22 protein-coding genes are annotated in these 22,057 nt (G+C 72.5%); 11 read left to right on the top strand and 11 right to left on the bottom strand.

The window, feature by feature from the left end; translation table 11 throughout:
• Positions 1 to 57 precede the first annotated feature (57 nt).
• The 3 genes from ACZ6O5_RS24460 to ACZ6O5_RS24450 are packed head-to-tail and all read right to left on the bottom strand — an operon-like array spanning position 58 to position 3,342.
• Positions 58 to 945, bottom strand: a complete 888-nt coding sequence (locus ACZ6O5_RS24460; RefSeq protein ID WP_465980111.1) for a carbohydrate ABC transporter permease — start codon at positions 943 to 945, stop codon at positions 58 to 60.
• Between the two features lie 3 nt (positions 946 to 948).
• Positions 949 to 1,908, bottom strand: a complete 960-nt coding sequence (locus tag ACZ6O5_RS24455) for a carbohydrate ABC transporter permease (RefSeq protein ID WP_281940814.1) — start codon at positions 1,906 to 1,908, stop codon at positions 949 to 951.
• Between the two features lie 57 nt (positions 1,909 to 1,965).
• Positions 1,966 to 3,342: an ABC transporter substrate-binding protein gene (locus ACZ6O5_RS24450; protein WP_465980110.1), complete on the bottom strand. Its 1,377-nt coding sequence runs from the start codon at positions 3,340 to 3,342 to the stop codon at positions 1,966 to 1,968.
• A gap of 217 nt (positions 3,343 to 3,559) precedes the next feature.
• Here ACZ6O5_RS24450 and ACZ6O5_RS24445 point away from each other — a divergent pair, with 217 nt between their 5' ends.
• Positions 3,560 to 3,964: a VOC family protein gene (locus ACZ6O5_RS24445; protein WP_465980109.1), complete on the top strand. Its 405-nt coding sequence runs from the start codon at positions 3,560 to 3,562 to the stop codon at positions 3,962 to 3,964.
• Entirely contained in the window at positions 3,961 to 4,242 is a 282-nt protein-coding gene (locus ACZ6O5_RS24440) for a winged helix-turn-helix transcriptional regulator (protein WP_465980108.1), read from the top strand. Before ACZ6O5_RS24445 ends, ACZ6O5_RS24440 begins: the two co-directional genes overlap by 4 nt.
• Here ACZ6O5_RS24440 and ACZ6O5_RS24435 read toward each other — a convergent pair.
• On the bottom strand, positions 4,239 to 5,249 hold the full coding sequence (locus ACZ6O5_RS24435) for a LacI family DNA-binding transcriptional regulator (protein WP_465980107.1): 1,011 nt from the start codon (positions 5,247 to 5,249) through the stop codon (positions 4,239 to 4,241). The two genes, ACZ6O5_RS24440 and ACZ6O5_RS24435, sit on opposite strands and share 4 nt — an antisense overlap.
• A 206-nt stretch (positions 5,250 to 5,455) precedes the next feature.
• Between ACZ6O5_RS24435 and ACZ6O5_RS24430 the strand changes: the two genes are divergently transcribed.
• Entirely contained in the window at positions 5,456 to 7,486 is a 2,031-nt protein-coding gene (locus ACZ6O5_RS24430) for a glycosyl hydrolase family 28-related protein (protein WP_465980106.1), read from the top strand.
• Positions 7,487 to 7,547: 61 nt separating this feature from the next.
• Here ACZ6O5_RS24430 and ACZ6O5_RS24425 read toward each other — a convergent pair whose 3' ends face one another.
• The 4 genes from ACZ6O5_RS24425 to ACZ6O5_RS24410 all read right to left on the bottom strand — a co-directional run bounded on the left by ACZ6O5_RS24425 (position 7,548) and on the right by ACZ6O5_RS24410 (position 11,108).
• Complete coding sequence (locus ACZ6O5_RS24425) at positions 7,548 to 8,357, bottom strand: SigB/SigF/SigG family RNA polymerase sigma factor (protein ID WP_107155617.1); 810 nt, start codon at positions 8,355 to 8,357, stop codon at positions 7,548 to 7,550.
• A 128-nt stretch (positions 8,358 to 8,485) separates the two neighbouring features.
• Positions 8,486 to 9,043, bottom strand: a complete 558-nt coding sequence (locus ACZ6O5_RS24420) for a GerMN domain-containing protein (RefSeq protein ID WP_465980139.1) — start codon at positions 9,041 to 9,043, stop codon at positions 8,486 to 8,488.
• 44 nt (positions 9,044 to 9,087) lie between these two features.
• Positions 9,088 to 10,437, bottom strand: coding sequence for a HAMP domain-containing sensor histidine kinase (locus ACZ6O5_RS24415; protein ID WP_465980105.1), 1,350 nt, complete (start codon positions 10,435 to 10,437; stop codon positions 9,088 to 9,090).
• Entirely contained in the window at positions 10,434 to 11,108 is a 675-nt protein-coding gene (locus ACZ6O5_RS24410) for a response regulator transcription factor (protein WP_465980104.1), read from the bottom strand. The genes ACZ6O5_RS24415 and ACZ6O5_RS24410 overlap by 4 nt, the downstream gene beginning before the upstream one ends.
• A 149-nt stretch (positions 11,109 to 11,257) precedes the next feature.
• Between ACZ6O5_RS24410 and ACZ6O5_RS24405 the strand changes: the two genes are divergently transcribed.
• The 7 genes from ACZ6O5_RS24405 (at position 11,258) to ACZ6O5_RS24375 (ending at position 15,943) form a co-directional block, all read left to right on the top strand.
• Positions 11,258 to 11,629, top strand: a complete 372-nt coding sequence (locus tag ACZ6O5_RS24405; RefSeq protein ID WP_465980103.1) for an STAS domain-containing protein — start codon at positions 11,258 to 11,260, stop codon at positions 11,627 to 11,629.
• A gap of 9 nt (positions 11,630 to 11,638) precedes the next feature.
• Complete coding sequence (locus tag ACZ6O5_RS24400) at positions 11,639 to 11,953, top strand: hypothetical protein (RefSeq protein WP_465980102.1); 315 nt, start codon at positions 11,639 to 11,641, stop codon at positions 11,951 to 11,953.
• Complete coding sequence (locus ACZ6O5_RS24395) at positions 11,950 to 12,486, top strand: STAS domain-containing protein (RefSeq protein ID WP_465980101.1); 537 nt, start codon at positions 11,950 to 11,952, stop codon at positions 12,484 to 12,486. Before ACZ6O5_RS24400 ends, ACZ6O5_RS24395 begins: the two co-directional genes overlap by 4 nt.
• A 23-nt stretch (positions 12,487 to 12,509) precedes the next feature.
• On the top strand, positions 12,510 to 12,800 hold the full coding sequence (locus ACZ6O5_RS24390) for a BON domain-containing protein (RefSeq protein WP_281942650.1): 291 nt from the start codon (positions 12,510 to 12,512) through the stop codon (positions 12,798 to 12,800).
• Between the two features lie 136 nt (positions 12,801 to 12,936).
• Positions 12,937 to 14,382, top strand: coding sequence for a cellulase family glycosylhydrolase (locus ACZ6O5_RS24385; protein WP_465980100.1), 1,446 nt, complete (start codon positions 12,937 to 12,939; stop codon positions 14,380 to 14,382).
• Between the two features lie 74 nt (positions 14,383 to 14,456).
• The gene (locus ACZ6O5_RS24380; RefSeq protein ID WP_465980099.1) at positions 14,457 to 15,119 is read left to right on the top strand and encodes a YdcF family protein; all 663 of its coding nucleotides are present in this window, start codon (positions 14,457 to 14,459) and stop codon (positions 15,117 to 15,119) included.
• 62 nt (positions 15,120 to 15,181) lie between these two features.
• Positions 15,182 to 15,943, top strand: coding sequence for a glycosyltransferase family 2 protein (locus ACZ6O5_RS24375; protein WP_465980098.1), 762 nt, complete (start codon positions 15,182 to 15,184; stop codon positions 15,941 to 15,943).
• A gap of 66 nt (positions 15,944 to 16,009) precedes the next feature.
• Here ACZ6O5_RS24375 and ACZ6O5_RS24370 read toward each other — a convergent pair whose 3' ends face one another.
• Complete coding sequence (locus ACZ6O5_RS24370) at positions 16,010 to 18,586, bottom strand: discoidin domain-containing protein (protein WP_465980097.1); 2,577 nt, start codon at positions 18,584 to 18,586, stop codon at positions 16,010 to 16,012.
• 172 nt (positions 18,587 to 18,758) lie between these two features.
• Positions 18,759 to 19,835 (bottom strand): DUF4037 domain-containing protein, encoded by a 1,077-nt coding sequence (locus tag ACZ6O5_RS24365; RefSeq protein WP_465980096.1) that lies wholly within the window; start codon positions 19,833 to 19,835, stop codon positions 18,759 to 18,761.
• A gap of 99 nt (positions 19,836 to 19,934) precedes the next feature.
• Between ACZ6O5_RS24365 and ACZ6O5_RS24360 the strand changes: the two genes are divergently transcribed.
• On the top strand, positions 19,935 to 20,858 hold the full coding sequence (locus ACZ6O5_RS24360) for a 5'-3' exonuclease (RefSeq protein ID WP_281940787.1): 924 nt from the start codon (positions 19,935 to 19,937) through the stop codon (positions 20,856 to 20,858).
• A gap of 215 nt (positions 20,859 to 21,073) precedes the next feature.
• On the opposite strand, the gene ACZ6O5_RS24355 is transcribed toward ACZ6O5_RS24360, so the two are convergent.
• Positions 21,074 to 22,027, bottom strand: coding sequence for an MHYT domain-containing protein (locus ACZ6O5_RS24355; protein ID WP_465980095.1), 954 nt, complete (start codon positions 22,025 to 22,027; stop codon positions 21,074 to 21,076).
• Positions 22,028 to 22,057: the final 30 nt, after the last annotated feature.

Genomic DNA, 22,057 nt, shown 5'->3' with positions numbered 1-22,057 from the left:
GACACGGTCACCTGCTTTCTGCGGGTCGGTTCTGATGCGACGGGCGGCGGTGCCCGGTCAGCCCTTGAGTCCGCCGGTGGTCAGGCCGGACATGATGTTCCGTTGGAAGATCAGGAACAGCACGACGGTCGGGATCGCGGCGATCACCGACGCGGCGATCACCACGTTCATCGGTGTGCCGCCGGCGAAGGCGTAGATGCCGACGCTGACCGTGCGCGTCTCGGGTGACGGCATGACCAGCTTCGGCCAGAGGAAGTCCTTCCAGACCGCGGTCACCGCGAAGATCGCGACCACGCCGAGGATCGGACGGGACATCGGCAGCACGATCGACCAGAGCGTGCGCAGCGGCGACGCGCCGTCCATCACGGCGGCCGACATCAGGTCCTCCGGGATCGAGTCGAAGAACCGCTTGAGCAGGAAGATGTTGAACGCGTTGGCGACCAGCGGCAGCCAGATCGCGAACGGTGAGTCGAGCAGGTTGACGTGCACGATCGGCAGGTCGATCACGGTCACGTACTGCGGGACGATCAGCACCATCGCCGGGATCATCAACGTCGCCAGCATCAGGCCGAGGATCAGCTTGCCCAGCACCGGGCGCAGCTTCGACAACGCGTACGCGGCGGCGGTGTCGAACACGAGCTGGAACAGCACCGCGCCGGTGGCGTAGTAGAACGTGTTGAACAGCAGTTTCGCCAGGTCGAGGTTCGTCCACGCGTCGACGTAGTTCTGCGGCTGCGGGTCGCGCGGGAACAGCGACGGCGGCGTCTGCGCGATCTCCTGGCCCGACTTCAGCGCGCCGGTGACCATCCAGTAGAGCGGGCCGAGGAAGACAAGCGTGAACGCCACCACCACGACGGCGAGCACGGCCCAGTAGAGGACCCGGCCGCGTCCGCGCCGCAGTTGGGCCGGGGAGATGAGGGTACGGGTGGTGGAGTCGACTGCCATGTCCTAGTCCTGTCTCGCGGTCAGTCGCACGTAGACGGCGGAGAACCCGGCCAGCACCACCAGCATGATCACACCGAGCGCGGCGGCGCCGTTGAGGTCGTTCTGGAAGAAGCCGTGCTGATAGATCAGGTACGCCACCGACGTCGCCGAGTCCTGGGTGCCGGCGCCGTTGGCGAGGATCAGCGGCTCGATGAAGAGCTGCATGGTCGCCACGATCTGGAGCATCGCCAGCAGCGCCAGGATCAGCCGGGTCTGCGGGATCGTCACGTGCACGATCCGCCGCCACACGCCCGCGCCGTCGATCTCGGCGGCCTCGTACAGCTCGCCGGGGATGTTCTGCAACGCGGCCAGGTAGATCAGCACCGCACCGCCCATGTTCATCCAGGTCGACGCCAGCACCATGGCCGGCATCGTCATGGTCGGCGACTGCATCCACTCCGAGGTGGGCAGCCCCAGCGCGGTGAGGACCGCGTTGAACAGTCCCGCCTCGCTCGGGTCGTACGCGTAGAACTTGAACAGGAACAGCGCCGACGCCGGCGGCAGCATCACCGGCAGGTAGACCAACACCCGCAGGTAGCCCTTCGCGTGGCGCAGCTCGTTGAGCAGGATCGCCACGAAGAACGGCACCGCGTAGCCGAGCACGAGCGCGAGGCCGGTGAAGACGAACGTGTTCTTCCAGGCGGTCCAGAAGCTCGGGTCGGCGATGATCCGGGTGTAGTTGTCCCAGCCGACCCAGGTGGTCTCGCCGCGCCGGGTGCGCTGGAAGCTCATCACCACGCCACGGACCATCGGGTACCAGGAGAAGACGGCGAAGCAGGCGACCGCGCCGATGAGGAACGTGTGCCCGGTCAGGTTGTCCCGTACCTTCCGGCCGAGCCCGGCGCGGCGCGCGGCGGTCTGCCGCGGCGGCGGTGCGGGACGGCCGGGCCGGCGGGTGGCACCCGGGGCGGTGGTGAGCGCCAAGGCAACTCCTGCGGTAGTGGGTGGGGGCCGGTGCGGCCGGCCCCCACCCCGGTCGGGTCAGCTACCGGCGGCGAGGAGCTGGTTGACCTTGTCCTCGGCGGTCTTGAGCAGGGCGTCGATGTTCGCGTTCGGGTTGGTCAGCACCCCGGACATCGCGGCGTCGAGCACCGCGTAGATGGCCTGGGCGTTGCGCGGCTCCCCCTTGATCGGCACCGGGTTCGCCTCGAAGGCCGTGAAGTTGGTGGTGTCCACGTTGGCGTTGGCCTTGCGGAGGTCCAGTTCCTGCTTCTGCGCGTCGCTGCCGTTGGTGAACAGCAGCGGCTGCGGCAGGCCCACCGGGTAGTTCTGCGGCTTGGCCCGGACGTAGTCGAACTGGCCCTTGCCGGGCGTGAGCTTCTGGTAGGCGATCCACTTCAGACCGGCCTTGACCTGCTCCGGGCTCAGGCCCTTCTTGAAGAAGTAACCCTCGCCCCCGCCGAGCGTCGCCTTGGCGGGCCCGTCCTGGCCGGGCAGCGGGCCCATCGCCCAGTCCTGGTACTTGCCCTGGAACTGGCTGACGATCGCCTGGGTGGCGTCCGGCGCGCCGATGAACATGCCGACCTTGCCGGCCCCGGCGTTGGTGAGCAGGTCACCCCACTGGAGAAGCTGCCGGCTGCCCATGCTGTTGTCGCCGTAGCGCATGTCCTTGAGGTTCTGGAGGACCTGCTTGCCCGTCGGGTTGTTGAAGTCGGCCTTCTTGCCGTCGGCGGACAGCACCTGGCCGCCCTGCGAGTAGAGCAGCGAGGTGAAGTGCCAGCCGCCGGTGTTGCCGGCGCTGTACTCCGAGTACCCGGCGACGCCGCCGCCGAGCGCGGAGATCTTCTTGGCCGCGGTCCGCACCTCCGGCCACGTCTTCGGCGGGTTGGCCGCGTCGAGCCCGGCGCGCTGGAACAGCGCCTTGTTGTAGATCAGGCCCATCGAGTAGTTCTTCACCGGGACGCCGTAGAGCTTGCCGCCGTCGGTGAAGACCTCCTTGAGCGCCGGGTCCACGCTGTCCCAGGTCGGGATCGTGTCCTTGGTGGCGTACTCGGTGATGTCCATCGCCTGGCCGGAGTCCAGCACCTGCTGGAGGTCGGTCATGTAGCCGTAGAAGACGTCGGTGACGGTGCCGCCGGCGAGGCGGGCGGTGAAGTCCGGCGGGTTGTTGCACTGCTCGCCGACGCTGACGCTCTTGACCACGATGGTCGGGTTCTGCCGCTGGAACTCGGCGACGTCGTCGTTCCAGTTCTTCAGCAGTTCCTTCTGCGCGCCGACCGGCTGGCAGTCGACAGTGATGGTGACCTTGCCGCCGGCGTCGGCGGAGTCGTCGCTCTTGGTGGAGCACGCCGCGAGGCTGAGCCCGAGCCCGGCCGCGAGCGCCGCCGCCGCGACCTTCCGATGTTGCGGTACGGACATCTGTCCATCCCTTCGGGAACGGTTATATCGATGACCTGCACTGGTGTGGGTGACCCCCGGTGAGTGGAGTCAATGTAGCGACGCCGACTCTTCACGGCAAGGTTTCAACGTGATGACGAAAGAACACGACTTGATGACGGATGATCGGGACGACCACGGCAGCCGAGCCCGGCGCGTGGCGCTTGACTGTCTACTTGCATTTTGCAAGCATGGCCCCATGAGCCTCTTCATCACCTGTCCGGTCGAGAGCGTCGAGCGCGCGACCGCCTTCTACACCGCCCTCGGCTGGACCCTCAACGCCGAGATGTCCGACCACAACGTGTCCTGCTTCGCGATCGCCCCCGAGCAGTACGTCATGCTCGGCAGCCGCGAGATGTACGCGAGCGTCGGTGGAGTCGAAGAGCTGGTCGGCGGCGTTCAGACGCCCTCGAAGGTCACGGTCTCGTTCGACCTGGGCAGCCGCGAGGCCGTCGACGAGCTCATCGACCGCGCCGGCGCCGCCGGCGGGCGGATCGGTGACACCGACGACTACCCCTTCATGTACCAGCGCCAGTTCGACGACCCCGACGGCTACCACTACTCACCGTTCTGGATGAAGACGGACGCCGATCCGACCGCGTGAGCGACCTCGCCGCGGCCCTCGACATCGTCGGAGCACGGTGGGCCCTGCTCATCGTGGAACGGCTGCTCGACGGGCCACAACGCTACGGCGATCTCCAGCGCGAACTCGGCGTGCCGACGAACATGCTCGCGACACGCCTGCGCGAACTCGAAGCGGCTGGCGTGCTGCTCCGCCTGCCGCTTCGACACAACACCCGGGCCTACGCGCTGACCGATCGCGGGCTGGCCCTGCGCGCGGCGATCGTCGCGCTCGGCAACTGGGGCCGGAACGACGCCTAGGAAGCGTCTCTCCGGGGGGCGGGGGCGGTGGAGCCGCGTACCACCAGCTCGGGCTCGAAGAGCAGCTCGTCGCGCAGGACGCCGGCGCCCTCGATCTGGGTGACCAGCAGGTCCACCGCGGCCTGCCCCATCGTCTCGATCGGCTGCCGGACCGTGGTCAGCGGCGGATCGGTGCAGGTCATGAACGCGGAGTCGTCGAAGCCGACCACCGACACGTCGGCCGGCACCGCGCGGCCGAGCCGGCGGGCCGCCCGGATGGTGCCGAGCGCCAGCACGTCGCTGGCGCAGACGATGCCGGTCACCCCGCGCTCGATCAGTTTGGTGGCGGCGACCCGCGCCCCCTCCATGGAGAAGCTGGAACGCTCGACGAAGCGGCGCTCCGTGCCCCAGTCGGCGGCCCGGACCATGGCGTCCAGCTTGCGCCGCGAGGGCACGTGGTCCTCCGGGCCCAGCACCAGGCCGATCCGCTCGTGCCCGAGCGAGCGCAGGTGCCCGTACGCCTGCTCGACCGCGACCGCGTCGTCGGTGGACACGCGCGGGAAGCCCAGCTCCTCGACGCCGGCGTTGACCAGGACCACGGGCAGGCCCCGGTCGGTCAGCCGCCGGTAGTGCTCGTGCGAGGCGTCGGCGAGCGCGTACGAGCCGCCGGCGAAGATGACGCCGCTGACCTGGTGGTCGAGGAGCATCTCCACGTAGCCGGACTCCGGCACGCCACCGATGGTGCGGGCGCAGAGCGCCGGGGTGAAGCCCCGTTGGGCGAGGGAGCCGGTGACCACCTCGGCCAACGCCGGGAAGATCGGGTTCTGGAGTTCCGGCAGGACCAGCCCGACCAGTCGGGCCCGCTCCCCGCGCAGCTTCGTCGGGCGCTCGTAGCCGAGCACGTCGAGGGCGGTCAGCACGGCCGTCCGGGTCGCCTCGGACACGCCGCCCCGACCGTTGAGCACCCGGCTCACGGTCGCCTCGCTGACACCCGCCTTGCGGGCCACTTCCGTCAAACGCTTCGTCACGGCGGCATCGTACGTCAGATTCTTGCAAGAAATGAACAGCGATTCGGCATCCCGCCGGTCAACCGCCGCCGTCGTCGCCTCGAAAGATCCGAGCAGTTCCATGCTTGAAACTCGACAAGTGCCAGGAATAACATGGGGCACCTTGTCGGCCGGCACCCCTCGCCTCCGCCGAGGCCCCGTCCCTCCTCGCGAAAGTGGGTGCTCCGATGCAGCGGAGCGTGGAGAGCAGGTCGGGCCGTCGCCCGTCCCTGCCGAGAATTCTCGCGGTGGCGGTCACCGCCGCCGCCCTCGTCGTACCGCCGGGTGCTGCCACCGCCGCGACCGGGTCACCCGACCCGGCGCCGGTGGTGACGCGGGCCGCCCTCGACCCGGGACTGACCGCCGGTCGCGGCGCCACCGTCGACTACGTCGAGCAGGAGGCGGAGCACGCGCGGACCACCGGCACGGTGATCGGCCCCGACCGCTCCGCCTACACGCTCGCCGGCGAGGCGTCCGGCCGCCGCGCCGTGCGCCTGCTCCCCGGCCAGCACGTCGAGTTCACGCTGCCCCGGGCCACCAACGCGCTGACCGTGCGGTACAGCATCCCGGACGCGCCGGGCGGCGGCGGCATCACCGCGCCGCTGCGGGTCGACGTCGGGCGCGCGCCCGCCCGCACGATGCGGCTCACCTCGGCGTACGCCTGGCTCTACAACCAGTACCCGTTCACCAACGACCCCGACGCCGACCTGCTGCACCCGGACTGGTGGATCACCGAGTGCTCCTGCGTGCCGGCGGCCACCACGCCAACCCCGGTGATCGCCAAGCCGTTCCGGCCGCACCACTTCTACGACGAGCAGCGGCTGCTGCTCGGGCGCACCCACCGCGCCGGCGAGGTGGTCCGACTGACCGCGCCGACCGGGACGGCCGCCGCCTGGACGGTGATCGACCTGCTGGACGCACACCTGATCGCCCCGCCCCGGGTGGTGCCCCGCGCGGTCAACGTGCTCGCCTTCGGCGCCGACCCGACCGGGCGGCGGGAGTCCGCCGACGCGTTCGACCGGGCCGTCGCGTACGCCCGGCGGGTGGACCGTCCGCTCTACCTGCCGCCGGGCCGGTTCCAGGTCAACCGGCACGTGATCGTCGACGACGTGACGATCGTGGGCGCCGGAAGCTGGTACACCGTCGTGACGGGACGCGAGGTCGCCCTGGACACGCCGGCGCCGGACGGCTCCCGGCACACCGGCGTCGGCTTCTACGGACGCGACGCCGCCGACGGCGGCAGCCGCGACGTCCACCTCTCCGGCTTCACCATCGAGGGCGACGTCCGCGAGCGGATCGACACCGACCAGGTCAACGCGCTCGGCGGCGCGCTCAACCACAGCACGATCGACGGCCTCTACCTGCACCACACCAAGGTCGGCATGTGGTTCGACGGGCCGATGACCGGGCTGCGGGTCACGAACACCGTCATCGTCGACCAGATCGCCGACGGCCTCAACTTCCACACCGGCGTCACGCACTCCTCGGTGACCAACTCGGTGGTCCGCAACAGCGGCGACGACGCGCTGGCCATGTGGTCGGAAGGGACCGCGAACGCGGGCAACACGTTCGCGTACAACACGGTGCAGTCCCCCGTGCTGGCCAACGGCATCGCGCTGTACGGCGGCGCCGACCTGACCGTGGCGCACAACCTGGTCGCCGACCCGGTACGCGAGGGCAGCGCGATCCACCTCGGCGCCCGGTTCGGGGCCGAGCCGTTCGCCGGCCGCATCCGGATCACCGGCAACACCACGGTCCGGGCCGGCACCTACGACCTGAACTGGAACATCGGCCTCGGCGCGATCTGGTTCTACGCGCTGGACCGCGGCATCGACGCCGACATCCAGGTGACCGGCGACGCCTACCTGGACAGCACCTACAACGCGATCATGCTGGTCAGCGACTGGCCGGTGAAGGACCAGGTCCGCATCGACGGCGTCGTGTTCCGCGACGTCCGGGTCGACGGCACCGGCACGTCGGTGGTGAGCGCCCGGACCGCCGGCGGCGCGAGCTTCGCCGGCGTGGACGCGCGCAACGTGGGCGCGGTCGGGGTGAACAACTGCGGCTCGTTCCACTTCACCCCGGCCGGGTCGGAGTTCACCGTGGCCGACCTCGGCGGCAACGACGGCGGATGGCTCGCCCCGTGGCTGTTGCCCAACACCATCACCTGCGACGACCGCCCCCCGGTGGTGCCGCCGCCCCCGCCGTCGACCTGGTGATCGGCCGCTGACACGCGTGATGCCGCCACCTCGGCGAGGTGGCGGCATCAGCGGCGGTGGATCAGGCCTCGGTGAGCTGGCCCCGCAGCTTGGTCAGGGCGCGGGCGAGCAGCCGCGACACGTGCATCTGGGAGACACCGACCTTGGCGGCGATCTCGCTCTGGGTCAGATTGCCGTAGAAGCGGAGCGTGAGGATCTTCTGCTCCCGCTCGTCGAGCGTGGCCAGCGCCGGGCCGAGCGAGGCGCGCAGGTCGGCCAGCTCGTACTCGTTGTCGTCGATGCCGAGCGTGTCGCCCAGCTCGGTGGCGCTGTCGCCGTCGCCGATCGGGGTCGAGAGCGAGACCGCGTTGTAGGCGCGCGCGCCCTCCAGGCCCTCCAGGACCTCTTCCTCGGTGACGCCGAGGTGCGTGGCGATGTCGGCGACGGTCGGCGCCCGGTTGAGCGTCTGGGTCAGCGAGCTGTTCGCCTCGGAGATGCGCAGCCGCAGCTCCTGGAGGCGGCGCGGCACCCGGATGTTCCAGGTGCGGTCGCGGAAGTGCCGCTTGATCTCGCCGAGGATGGTCGGGATGGCGAAGCCGGCGAAGTCGACGCCGCGGGAGGCGTCGAACCGGTCCACCGCCTTGATCAGGCCCAGCGCGGCCGTCTGCGCGAGGTCACCGGCCGGCTCGCCGCGACCGCTGTAGCGGGCGGCCAGGTGGTTGGCCAGCGGCAGCCACGCCTCGATGACCTGGTTACGCAGGGCGGCCCGCTTCGGGTGGTCCGCCGGCAGTTCGGCGAGCGCCGCGATCAGCTCGCTGGCACGGGACTCCTCACCGGTCTGCGGCGCGCGGTGCACCTCGGTGGCGGACGGTGCCATGGTCATCGTGGTCATGCTGCCCTTCCTGTCCTCGAAGAACGGGTGGGACCCCCACACCGGTCGTGGGAGCAACACTAGACCAAAGTTCACCAGCAAATCAACCGAACGGCCGATGGATGTTTGCCTCATAAGTGGACAAAAAATCAGCGCGGTAGCAGCGGACGGTAATCAGCGGCGGTCAGCGGCAGTGCCGACACGCTTCCGTCGGCGCGCGGCACCTCCAGCGGCTCGCCGTCCCTACGGAACGCGACGCTGTCCACGTCCGGTCGCTGGGTCAGGCTGCACACGATCTGCCCGAACGCGAGCACCTCGTCGTTACGACCGGTCTCCTCGCCGGCCTGCCGCACGTCGACCGTGGCGACGGTGCCGGCCAGCGCCGCGCCGGCCACCGCCACCGTGCCCGGCAACGCGGTGGCCAGCCCTCGCCGACGCTCCGTCTGGTCCGGCCCGGCCAGCAGGTGCTGGAGGTGGGCGTCCACCCCGGGCAGGCCGTCCACCCGGCGGGTGACCACCGCCAGCCCGTCGTCGCGTACGAAGCAGAACGGCTCGTCCACCCGCCCGTCCGGGTCGGCCGTGGTGGTGCCCGCCGGCGTCGGGAACCGCCCGGGCGGCGGCTGCACCAGCCGGGGCTCGTCGTCGACCGGCACGCCGCAGCCGGCCAGCAGCACGACCGCGAGCAGCGCCGGAACCAGCCGTCGCACGGTCGGCCGCCGGCCGGCGGCGAGACCCGGAACCGCCCGCCGCGTCACCGGACCGCTCCCGGCAGCTCGACCCGGAACCGGGCGCCCCGGTTCCGGTCCAGCACGGTGGCCGTGCCGCCGTGCGCGGCGGCGTGCTGGGCCACCAGGGCCAACCCGAGGCCGGTACCGTCGGTGCCGGCCCGGGCGTGTGCGGCCCGACCCCGGACGAACCGGTCGAAGATGGCCTCCCGGTCCCCCGGCGGCACCCCCGGCCCCTCGTCGTCGACCTCCAGGACGCCCACCCCGTCCGCCGCGCCGAGGCGGACCGCGACCGGGCCGCCGCCGTACCGCTCGGCGTTCTCCAGCAGGTTCAGCAGCACCTGGGCGAACCGGCGGCGGTCGACCCACCACTGGTGCGGCACCCCGTCGGCCACCTCCACCAGGCCCTCCGGCAACGACCGTTCCCGGCAGGCGGCCCGCGCCAACTCGGCCACGTCGACGGTCTGCCGGTGCGCGGGCTGCTCGGTGCGGGCGAGCTGGATGAGATCGTCGACCAGCCGCTGGAACCGGGCCACCTCGTCGGCGACCAGGCCGGCCGCGGTGGCGGTGCGCTCGTCCTGGTGCTCCTTGCGACGGTTCAGCACGCTCGCCGCCGCGGCCAGCGTCTGGAGCGGGGAACGCAGCTCGTGGCTGACGTCGGCGGCGAACCGCCGGTCCCGGTCGATCCGCTGCACCAGCTTGTCGACCATCTCGTTGAACGAGCTGGACAGGCGGGTGAGATCCGGGTCGGTGGTCGGGTCCAGTCGGGTGGCGAAGTCGCCGGCCGCGATCCGCTCGGCGGCGTCGGCGACCGCGGTGAGCGGGCGGAGGCTGCTGCGGGTGGCGTACCAGCCCAGCGCCGCGCCGGCCCCGGCGATCATGATGGCCACCGCGGTCAGCGCCAGCCCGACCACCTGGAACGTGTCCTCCACCTCACGCAGCGAAGTCAGCTCGTAGTAACCCAGCTCGCCCGGGAGCGGCACCCCGACCAGCAGCGTCGGCTGCCCGTCGAGGCGGATCCGCTGCACGGCGGGCTGCCCGTCGGCGACCACGCGTTGCAGTTCCGCCGGCACCGAACTGGCACCCACGTCGGCGGTGCGGGCGTACCAGCCGGTACGCAGGTGCAGCAGCGGACGCCGGGCGCTGCCGGTGTCCAGCGAGCGCAGCACCGCCACCACGTCCGGCGCACCGGTGTCCAGCCCCGACCGGACCACCCCGGCGTCGTAGTACGCGGCCCGGACCGCGGTGCGCTCACGCTCGTCGAGCAGCGAACGACGGGTCAGGTCGTACGAGAAGAGCGCCATCAGCGCGGCCAGCAGCAGCGCGCCGACGGCGAACGCGGCGGTGACCCGGGCGCGCAGTCCGGGTCGACTCATCGTTGCAGCTTGTAGCCGAGGCCCCGGAGCGTGACCAGGTGGCGGGGGTTGGCCGGATCCGATTCGATCTTCTGCCGCAGCCGGCCCACGTGCACGTCGACCAGCCGCTCGTCACCGGTCTCGTAGCCCCAGACGCGGCTCAGCAGTTGCTGCCGGGACAGCACCCGACCGGCGTGTTCGGCCAGCTCGCAGAGCAGCCGGAACTCGGTGCGGGTCACCGGCACCGGGTGGCCCGAGCGGCGCACCTCGCCGGCCTCCGCACTGATCTCCAGGTCGCCGAAGAACTGGGCGGGGGCGGGGCCGGCCACGGTCCGGACCCGCCGGCGCAGCGCCCGCAGCCGGGCCGACAGCTCCTTGATCGCGACCGGCTTGACCACGTAGTCGTCGGCGCCGGCCTCCAGCGCGGCGACGATGTCGTGGGTGTCGTCGCGGGCGCTGATCACCACGACCGGGACGTCGTCGTCGCGGCGCAACTGACGGATGCAGTCGAAGCCGTCGATGCCGGGCAGCATCAGGTCGACGAGCACGTAGTCGGCCGGGTTCTCCCGCTGCCGACGCAGCCCTTCCTCCGCGGTCGCCGCCCCGTCGGCCTGGTAGCCCTCCTCCTCCAGCGCGAGCTGGAGCGCGAGCCGGATACGGTCGTCGTCCTCGATCACCAGTACGGCCGTCATATGGGCATCATGACCGGCCCAGCACGGGTCGCCCAATCGCGCCGGCCGTTCGTGGTTTTTGTCATCGAACCGTCATCCAACCGTCCGGTGACCTCCACGGTCACCGCCCAGAGTGGGAGCGGACCGGAACCCGTCACGGAAGCGATCTGATGACCACCAGCCTGCCGCCCTCCCCGCCGGAGCCCACCGTGCCGCACGTCCGGGTGGAGATCACCGAGGAACTGGGCCTGGCCGGACTCCCCGAGGTCACCCACGTGCTGGATCAGATCCTGGCGCTGCGCCCCCGCGCGGTGACGATCGACCTGGCCGAGTGCCGGCACGTGGACGCCGCCGCCATCGCACTGCTGCTGGACGTGCACCGCCAACTCGCCAGGCGTGACGGAACTCTCACGCTGAGCAACCCGCATCCCCGGATCCGGCGCATCCTGGCCACCGCCGGGCTCGGCCTGACCGTCCCCATCGTCGACACGCCCCGCCCGGCCACGCGCGGCCGGGCCCGGGTCTCGTCCGCGCCGCGCTGAGGAGGAGTGGTGACCGTCGGCACGCTGGTCGGGGCGCTCGTCGTGGGACTCGCGGTGGGCGGGCTGGGACGGTTGGCCGTCCCGGGACGAAAGGCCGTACCGGTCTGGTTGACCCTCGCGCTCGGGGTGGCCGCCGCGCTGCTCGGCGCGATCGTGACCGGGTTGGTCGACCGACGGCCGGACGGCACCGTGCTGGTGTCCCTGCTGGTGCAGTGCGGCTTCGCCGCCCTGGCCGTCATCCTCGCGGTGCTGGCCGCCGGCCGGCCCGGGGCGGAACGGTCGGCGCCGCCCGACCCGGGGGCCCGGCGGAAGGAGGAGGTGTGACGGTCGTACCGGCGGAACACCTGATGATGCTGATCTGCGACACCTGCGGCGACAGCGTGACCGGCACGGGCGCCACGCTGCCGGACGCCGAGGTGGTGTGGACGCTGGTCTTCGAGCACGACTGGGTCGGTTCCCCGTTCGCCTCCGGACCGCACCACTGCCCCCGGTGCAGCGCTCGGGCGATGGTCGCCGACGACGGGCTGGGCCTGGACGACCTGGAGCAGGTCGGGGGGCAACCGGCCGCGCCGGAGACGGACTCCGCCGAGGCGGTCCGCCGGGCACTGACCGACCGGCACGTCCGGGGCGAGCGGGTGCTGGTCGACCTCGCCGGCCTGGAGGTGATCGACTCCGTCGGCCTCGGCCTGCTGGTCCGCGCGCACCAGGAGGCTCGGCGGACTGGCCGGCGGCTGTGCCTGGTGGCGCCGTCGCGGTTCGTGCTGACCGTGTTGCACACCATGCGGCTCGACGGCGTGTTCTCCGTCGTCGACGACCGCGTCCCGGCGTCGGGTGCCGCACCCGACCCGAGGTCATGAGCGAGCAGAAGGAGCTTCCCGCAGTGATGATGCCCTGGCCGTACCCCGACTTCCCGTTCGCCGGCGACGGGCCGGAGCCCGACGGCGCGGACGTGCGGCTGGCCTCCCTGGTCGCCCAGCGGCTCAGTGCCGACTGGACCACCCGGCGGCAGCAGATCACGGTCACCGTGCAGAACCGGGTGGTCATCCTCGCCGGCCTGGTCGCCGATCCGGAGACCCGCCGGGTCGCCGCCGAGCTGGCCTGGGACGTGCCCGGCGTGTTCGACGTCTGCAACGCGCTGCGGCTCTACGGCGGACGACGCTCCCGGCGCTGATCCGCCGGTTGCACGTATCGGCGTACGCCTCTACCCTCTGGCGTGGGAGCGCTCCCCAGGCCGCCACGTCGGGCTTTCCGGGCAGGTTGACGACGGGCACCGTCCGATCACCACCCACCAGATGGGACCTTCCCGCATGTTCTCGACTTCTCGCCCGTCCCGGCGGCATCTGCTCGTCGGCGGCGCGGTCGGCGCGCTCGCCCTGGCGGCGACCGCCGTCATGCCGACGACGGACGCGATGGCGGCGACCGGCTGCGCCGTCACCTACACCACCAACTCCTGGCAGGGCGGCTTCACCGCCAACGTGACAGTGAAGAACCTGGGCGACCCGGTGAGCAACTGGACGCTGGGCTTCAGCTTCCCCGACGGCGGCCAGCGGGTGGTGCAGGGCTGGTCGGCCACCTGGCAGCAGAGCGGCACCGCGGTGACCGCGCGCAGCCTGGACTACAACGGCGCGCTCGGCACCGGCGCCAGCACCACCGTCGGCTTCAACGGCTCGTGGACCGGGTCGAACCCGAACCCGACCTCGTTCACGCTCAACGGCACGGTCTGCACCGGCGGCACCAGCACGCCGCCCCCCACCGTCACACCGCCGCCACCCCCGACCACTCCCCCGCCGACCACCCCGCCACCGCCCACCGGCACCACACCGGTCGCGATCAACGGGCAGCTCCGGGTCTGCGGGGTCAACCTCTGCAACCAGTACGGCCGCCCGATCCAACTGCGCGGCATGAGCACGCACGGGTTGCAGTGGTTCGCCAACTGCTACACCGACACCTCCCTCAACGCGCTCGCCAACGACTGGCAGGCCGACCTGCTGCGCATCGCGATGTACGTGCAGGAGCAGGGCTACGAGACGAACCCGGCCGCGTTCACCAACCAGGTGAACACGCTCGTCGACAAGGCCGAGGCCCGGGGCATGTACGCGCTCATCGACTTCCACACGCTGACCCCCGGCGACCCGACCTACAACCTGGACCGGGCCAAGACGTTCTTCGCCACCGTGTCGGCGCGCAACGCGGCCAAGAAGAACGTCATCTACGAGATCACCAACGAGCCCAACGGGGTGAGCTGGTCGACCATCCGCAACTACGCCGAGCAGGTCATCCCGGTGATCCGGGCGAACGACCCGGACGCCGTGATCATCGTCGGCACCCGGGGCTGGTCCTCGCTCGGCGTGTCCGACGGCGGCAACTCCGACGAGATCGTCAACAACCCGGTCCGGGCGGAGAACATCATGTACACGTTCCACTTCTACGCCGCGTCGCACAGGGACAACTACCGCAACGAGGTGCAGCGGGCCGCCGCCCGGCTGCCGCTGTTCGTCACCGAGTTCGGCACGGTGACCTACACCGGTGACGGCGCGGTCGACACGGCCAGCAGCAACGCCTGGCTCGACCTGCTCGACCGGCTGAAGATCAGCTACGCCAACTGGACGTTCTCGGACGCGCCCGAGGGCAGCGCGGCGCTGCGCCCGGGCACCTGCGCGGCGGGGAACTTCACCGGCACGTCGGTGCTGACCGAGTCCGGCGCGTACCTGCGCAACCGGATCCGTACCCCGGACAACTTCCCCACCTCCTGACCGGGCGGCCGGCGGCGGCCCTCCCCCTTCGGGCCGCCGCCGGCCCGCCCCCACCCGGGCCGTAGCGTGAGCACATGACGCCGACCGCGACCGTGCTGCTGGTCTTCGGCCGGGGGGTGGTGGCCGACGACCACGGTTACCGGCTCACCGCCGAGGGTGTCGCCCGCACCCGGGCCGCCGTCGCGTACGTCCGTGCCCACGCGGCCGAGTTCCGGGCCGCTCCCGACGCCCAGGTGGTGTTCACCGGCGGCTGGCCGCACGGGCCGGCCGGGGCGCCGGACCCGCCGGCGGGCTGCCGCGAGGGTGAGCTGATGCGGGCGCTCGCCCGCGACGCCGGCCTCGACGCGTACGCCCGGCTGGACGCCGAGACGCGCTCCCGCACCACGTTGCAGAACCTCGCGCTCACCGTCCAGGACGGACTGCTCGGCGCGGCCGGGTTCACCCCCGCCCGTCCGCTCGGGCTGGTCTCCCATCCGTGGCACCTGCCCCGCATCCGGCTGCTCGCCGCGCGGGCGCTCCGGCTGCGCGGCGCGCAGTTGCTGGACGTGCCGGTGACCGGCCCGGACGCGGTGCCGGCCGGACGCGAACGGGCGGCCCGGGTGGCCTGCCGGATCGGCTATCTGGGCCTGCGTACCCCGGAGGCGCTGTTGCGCCGCGAACGTGGGCTGACCCGCGCCGCCCACCGCGTGGAACGGCTGCTCGGCACGCGGGGATTCGCGGCCCGACGCGCGGGGTAGAACGCGCTCGTCGATCCACCCGGCGGGCCGCGCCGGCGGACGACGCCACCCCGGGAGGTTCCGTGATCGTGCTGGTGCCGGTGTACCGGCCGGGTGACCGGCTGCCGCCGCTCGTCACCGACCTGACCGCCGCGTTGCCCGGGGCGTCCGTGCTGGTCGTCGACGACGGCAGCGGCCCGGACGCCGCCGCGGTGCTCGCCGACGCCCGCGCCCGGGGCGCGACCGTGCTGCGCCGCCGGGTCAACCGGGGCAAGGGCGTGGTGCTGCGCACCGGCTTCCGGTACGCCCTGACGCACCGCCCGGGCGAGGATGTGGTCTGTGTGGACGCCGACGGCCAGCACCTGGTCTCCGACGTGGTCCGGGTGGTCGACCGGATGCGTGACACCGGCGCCCAGACGCTGGGGGTGCGCCGGTTCGACGGCGAGGTCCCGGCGCGCAGCCGGTTCGGCAACGCGGCGACCCGGGCCGCGTTCCGGCTGGCCACCGGCCGGGACGTGCGGGACACCCAGACCGGGCTGCGCGCCTACCCGGCCGGGCTGCTGCACCGGCTCACCTCGGTCCCCGGCGACCGCTTCGAGTACGAGATGAACGTGCTGCTGGACGCCGTCCGGGCCGGGTTGCCGATCGAGCAGGTCGACATCGCCACCCGCTACCACGCCGGCAACTCGGGATCGCACTTCTCCGCGCTCGCCGACTCGGTCCGGATCTACCGCCCGCTGGTCGGCTTCGCCGCCGCGCGGGCGCTCGCGCTCGCCCCGGTCGGGCCCGACGCCCACGGCGAGCACGCCGCGACGCCCGATCCGGCCCCCGCCCGCAGCTCCTGAGCCGGCGGCGGCCGGAGATCCCGAGCCGACGGGGCGGCCGGCGCGTGCCGGCCGCCCCGGGCCCGGTCAGGGATAGCTGACCACGTTGACCGGCACGGTGTTCGTGCCCTGTGCCGGGCCACCGGTGTCGTTGATGACGTGGGTGATCGACCCGTTGCCGCCCAGCGAGACGGTGAGCAGGTCGTGGAACCGCACACCAGCCCGGGTCGGGGCCTCGAAGGCGTGGTAGGCGGCGATGGTCGGGTCCACGTTGAAGTAGCAGTAGCTGCCCATCCCCCAGCCCTCGAACGAGGTGACCGCGTCGGCGACCTTGAACGCCGCGTACCCGACCCGGGAACCGTTCGTCCAGGCGGCGGCGTTCGGCGGGTCGTACGGCAGCTCGTTCTGGAAGAAGATGGTGCGCCCGTTCTCGCCGTTCCAGATCACCTCGTGCTTCTGGTAGTGCTCGACGAAGAGCCCGAGCGCGGTGACGTTGTCGCCGTTGACGATCAGGCCGGTGTCGGCGGTGTTCACGGTCCAGCCGATGCCGGTGCCGTGGTCGCCCCGCCAGGCCCAGATGTGGTCGATCAGCGCGTCGTCCTGGTTGACCACCAGGCTGGTGGTCGCCTTTCCGGCGTGCGCGCCGCCGATGCGGAAGAACACGTCCTGCACGGAGGTGGGGTCGGCGGCGTGCCGGGCCGCCGAGCCGGCGGGGCCGACCTGCAACAGCACCGGCGAGTTCACCGCGCCGGCGTCGAACAGCAGCCCGGCGAGCCGGACCCCGTCGACGTCGGCGACCGTCATCGGCACCACACCGTTCTGCGGCACCAGCGTCGGGTAGCCGATGCCGAGCACGACCGTGCCGGGCCGGTTGACCGCGATGGTCCGGTCGACGGCGTAGACGCCGGGCGTGAACAGCAGGTTCAGCCCCTGGGCCAGCGCGGTGTTGATGGTGGCCGCCGAGTCACCGGGCTTCGCCACGTAGAACTGGCTCAGCGGGATCGACGTGCCGGGCGTGGCGCCGCCCAGCCAGGACGCGCCGACCGCGTTGGTCCGGGTGGACGGCACGAACACCTGGTAGGCGCCGCCGCTGTCGAGGTAGAGGTAGGGCACGTCGCGGCTGACCGGGGTCTGCGCCAGCGTGGTGTACGGCGGGTTCGGGAAGCTGGTGGCGGGCGCGCCGACCACGCCGGAGTTGGTCACGTTCCAGACCGCGTTGAGGTAGCCGCCCACGTTGCTGTCCCGGGTGTACCACTGCTGCTGGGAGTACGGCTGGACCACGCCGGTCACCCGGCTGTCCGCGATGTAGCCGCCGCTGGCCCAGCCGTAGCCGTTCGGGGCCAGGTTCAGGTCACCCTGGATGTCCATCCGGCGGAACGGCGCGGCCTGCGACACCGCCCAACGGGTGAACCCGGCGGACGGGAAGACCTGCATGTTCGACGCCGAACGCCAGAAGTTCTGGGTGGCGTTGCCGCCGAACCAGCCGGCGTCCACCGTGACGTCGCCGTGGATGCGCACGTCCCCGGGGTTCCGGCCGAGCCCCATGATCGAGGTGTAGAAGCCGATCTGGGCGTTGATGCCGGAGTAGTCGCCCGGCTTGAACAGCAGCGCGTACCGCTCGGTGCCGAACTGGTTCGACTCCTGGGCGCGGAAGACGGCGTCGAGCTGGGTCTGGATGGTGGTGGCCGACATCGACGGGTCGAACGTGAGCACGTTGGGCCCGAGCGGCCCCCCGCCGGGCACGGTGCCGCCGCCGGTGGTGTTGACGGCGAGTTCCCAGAGCGAGTAGCCGTAGCCGGTGGCCCGCGCCGTGCCGTACACCCGTAGGTAGCGGCCGGAACCGCTGACGGTCACCGCGTCGGTGCCGCCGTCGCCGCTGGTGGTGCTGTAGACCGAGGTCCAGGTGGCGCCGTCGGTCGAGGTCTGGATCTGGTACGCCCGCGCGTACGCGGCCTCCCAGGTGAGCACCACCCGGCAGACGGTGCGCACGCTGCCCAGGTCGACGCGGAGCCACTGCGGGTCGGCGGCGGCGCTGGCCCAGCGGGTGCCCGGGTCGCCGTCGACCGCCGCCGAGGCGGGGGTGCCGGCGTTCTCGGTCGACGAGGCGGTGGCCGGCCGGCCCTGGGCCGCGTTCGTCGCGGTGTCGCAGCCGCTGCCGCCGCCGGTGGTGCCGTAGACCTGGAACTCCCAGAGCGAGTAGCCGTAGGCGGTGGCCCGCGCGGTGCCGTACACCCGCACGTAGCGGCCGGTGCCGTTGACGGTCAGGTCGTCGGTGCCGCCGTCCCCGTTCGTGGTGCTGAACACCGTGGTCCAGGTGGCGCCGTCGGTGGAGGTCTGCACCTGGTAGGCCCGCGCGTACGCCCCCTCCCAGGCCAGGCTGACCCGGGAGACGGTGGCGGTCGCGCCGAGGTCGACCTGGATCCACTGGGGATCGGCGAACGCGCTGGACCAGCGGGTGCCGGTGTTGCCGTCGGTGGCGTTGGACGCCGGGGTGCCGGCGTTCTCGGTCGAGGAGGCGGTGGTGGGTCGGCCCTGGGACAGCAGCGGGTCGGCGGCGCGGGCCGGCCCCGCCGGGGCGGTCAGCGCTCCGGCGGCGAGCAGCGCGGCCAGCGCGGCGAGCAGCCGGCGGACCGGCCGGCGGCGGACGGGCGGAAGGGGTGACATGGGCAGCTCCGGGACGGGTGGAGTGCGGGGAACGGGCACGGGCGTGCCAGGGTGGCCGCCCGTGCGGTGGACCATCCCCGCACGCAGTGGCGCATGTCAATTCCCGGCAGCGACTTCCCCTGCTTTTTTCGCACCTTGTGAAAAGTCCGGAACAAAGCAAACTGGTCGCGCCTCACCCCGTCGCGGTCACCGCCGCCGCGACCCGCCGGACCCGGTCCGAGTGGGTGAGCACGTCGACGTTGTCGACGTACTGGTCCACCGCGCCGACCGGTGGCCGGTCGCGCAGTTCCGGGTCGTCGATCGCCGCGCGCAGCGCCTCGACGAACCGACCCGCGTGCAGCACCAGGAACGGTCGGTCGTGGAACGGACGGGCGGTCGGGTCCACGGACGCGGCCAGCCCGGCGTCGTTGGTCCAGGCCGCCACCGTCTCCAGGGCCCGCACCAGACCAGCCTGCCGGACCGGCCAGTCGCCGGGCCCGAGCGCGACCGCCAGCGCGTCCCGGACCGGCGCCGCCGCCGGCAGGCCGGCGAAGACCGTGCCGAGCCACTTCGGGTACGGCGGCCAGCGGCGGTGCAGCACCAGGCCGAGGCGCATCAGGTCACGGGCCAGCCCGGCGACGACGATCCGGCTGCCCAGGTCGTCGCCGACCTCGGCGCACCGGCCGGCCAGGTGCTCGGCCTGCGCCACCCGCTGCCAGCCGGCCAGCAGCACGTGCCGCCACACGTCGTCCGGGTACCACGCCAGCCGCGCGCGGACGGCGGTGAGCGCCCCGTCCAGCCCGTCGTGGAACACCGCGCCCCCGGTCAGCTCGGCGAGTCGCTGCGTCGGCGTGGCCAGCCAGTCCGCCGCCGTCAGGCCGGCCCGCGGATCGACACCCAGCCGGTCCCGCAGCCACGCCCCGAGCTCGTCGACGCTCACCCCGTGCCGGTCACCGTCCGCCCGGGCCACCCCGAGCCGGACCGTCGGGCCACCGACGAACCGGGCCGGCCAGCCGAGGAACTCCCCCGGCAGCTCCGCGTCGAGCACCGCGCGCACCTCGGGCACCCGCGCCGCGTCCGCCACGAACACCTGGTTACGCGGACCCCAGTCGTGGTCGGTGGAGCGGGGCGTGTCGAGGCCGAACAGCTCGGAGCCGCCGTCGAGCAGGCCGGCGGCGTACCGCAGGCCGGGCAGCCGGCGGGCCAGCAGCGGGGCCACCACCTCGTCGTGGAACCGGCGGGCCAGGATCAGACCGGGTACGAAGCTCACCGGGCCAGTCTGCGCGCACCGGCGCTCACCGGGCCGCCGGTTTCCAGGCGCACGGGTGCGTCCCCCACCTCGTCGGTGGGCTGTGCCACCCTGGTCGGCGTGGCACACCGACCCCCGATCCTGCTGATCGACTCCCCCAGCCTCTACTTCCGCGCCTACTTCGGCATTCCCGAGTCGGCGGCGAAGACGGGCGACGGCCAGCCGGTCAACGCCGTGCGCGGCTTCCTCGACATGCTCGCCCAACTGGTGCGCACCCGCCGGCCGGACCGGATGATCTGCACGCTGGACCACGACTGGCGGCCGGCCTGGCGGGTGGAGCTGCTGCCGTCGTACAAGGCGCACCGGGTCGCGCCGCAGGGTGGCGAGGTCGTGCCGGACACACTCTCCCCGCAGGTGCCGATGATCCTCGAGGTGCTCGACGCGCTCGGCGTCCCGGCGGTCGGCGCGACCGGCTACGAGGCCGACGACGTGCTGGGCACGCTCTCGGTGACCCAGCCGGGGCCGGTCGAGGTGGTCTCCGGCGACCGCGACCTGTTCCAGCTCGTCGACGACGACCACCCGACACGCCTGCTCTACGTCGGGCGGGGCGTGGCCAAGCTGGACGACTGCGACGACGCCGCGGTTCGGGCCCGCTACGGCGTGCCCGCCGACCGGTACGCCGACTTCGCCGCGCTGCGCGGCGACCCGAGCGACGGCCTGCCGGGCGTTCCCGGGGTGGGTGAGAAGACCGCCGCCCGGTTGATCGACCGCTACGGCGGCCTCGACGGCATCCTGGCCGCGCTCGACGATCCCGCTTCCGGCTTCGCGCCGGGCCTGCGCGGCAAGCTCGACGCCGCCCGCGACTATTTGGCCGTGGCGCCCAAGGTGGTCCGCGTCGCCACCGACGTGCCGCTGCCCGAGCTGGACCCGACGCTGCCGACGTCCCCGGCCGACCCGGACCGACTGCTCGACCTGGCGCAGCGGTGGAACCTGGCCGGCTCCTGCCGACGCCTGGTCGACGCGCTCGCCACCCCCCGCCCCTGACCCACCCCTCCCCGCCCCTGACCCACCCCTTCCCGCCCCGCCGCCCCGCACCCGGCGCGTCGCCCCGCGCCGCCCCGCACCCCGTCACCCACGCCGCCCCCGCCGCGCCCCCGCCCCGCGCTATTTCACGGAAAGAGTGGCCATTCCGGGCGGGATGGCCACTCTTTCCGTGAATTAGTGGCCGTGGGCCGTGGGCCCTGGGGGGCGGGAGCGGGTCAGGGGCGTCGGTCGGTGTTCCGGCGGGAGGGGAACTGCGCGCCTGGCTGGGCCAGCGTCGACCGGGCCCGCAGGCCGACCGGGTCCGGTGTCGCGGCGGGCGGTGTCGAGGAGGTCGGTGCCGACCGGGCGCGCAGGCCCACCGGGTCCGGCGCCGGTTCGGCCTCGGCCACCGGCGACGCGCCGTCCAGCCGTGCCGCCACGTACGCGGCGCCGGCCCGGTCGTCGTCGGACGGCGCGGCGAGCAGCGCGTAGACCAGCCCGACCACGCCGAAGACCACCGCGAGCACGATCGGCACCAGCAGACCACTGACCTCGGTGCCTCCGGTGGCCGCGCCCCGGCCCTCGTGCAGGTGCACCGACAGCGCGCTCATGCCGGTGAAGTGCATGCCGTTCACGGCGATGCCCATGACCAGCGCGGAGGCGATGATGGCGACGCCGCGCCGGACGGTCATCGCCAGCCAGAGCGCCACCGTGGCGGCCACCAGCGCGATCACCACGGAGAGCGTCACCCGCAGCGGGTCGTAGCCGAGCGTGCCGTCCAGCCGCATCGCCGCCATGCCGGTGTAGTGCATGGCGGCCACCCCGGCACCGGTGAAGAAGCCGCCGGCGAGCAGCCGGGTCGCGGTGAGCCGACCGGTGCCCACGATGGCCAGGCCGATGCCGACCGCACCCATCGCGATCACCGTGCTGGCGGCGGTCAGCGGCACGTCGTACCGGATCCGGGTGCCGGTGACCGCGAAGCCGAGCATGGCCATGAAGTGCATCGCCCAGATGGCGGTGCCGCCCAACGCCCAGGCGGCGAGCAGACCCCACCAGGCCCGCTGGCCGGCGCCGGTGGCGGTCCGGATCCGCCCCGCGCAGACCAGTCCGAGCGCCGAGCCGAGCACGGACAGCGCGTAGCTGAGCGCGGGTGTGATCCACCCGTACTCGAAATGATTGATCTCGCCCACGGTGACCTTCCCCCGATCCGCTACCGACGC

The organism is Micromonospora sp. NPDC049201 (assembly GCF_055586805.1).
This window is presented reverse-complemented; position numbering and strand designations above follow the sequence as displayed.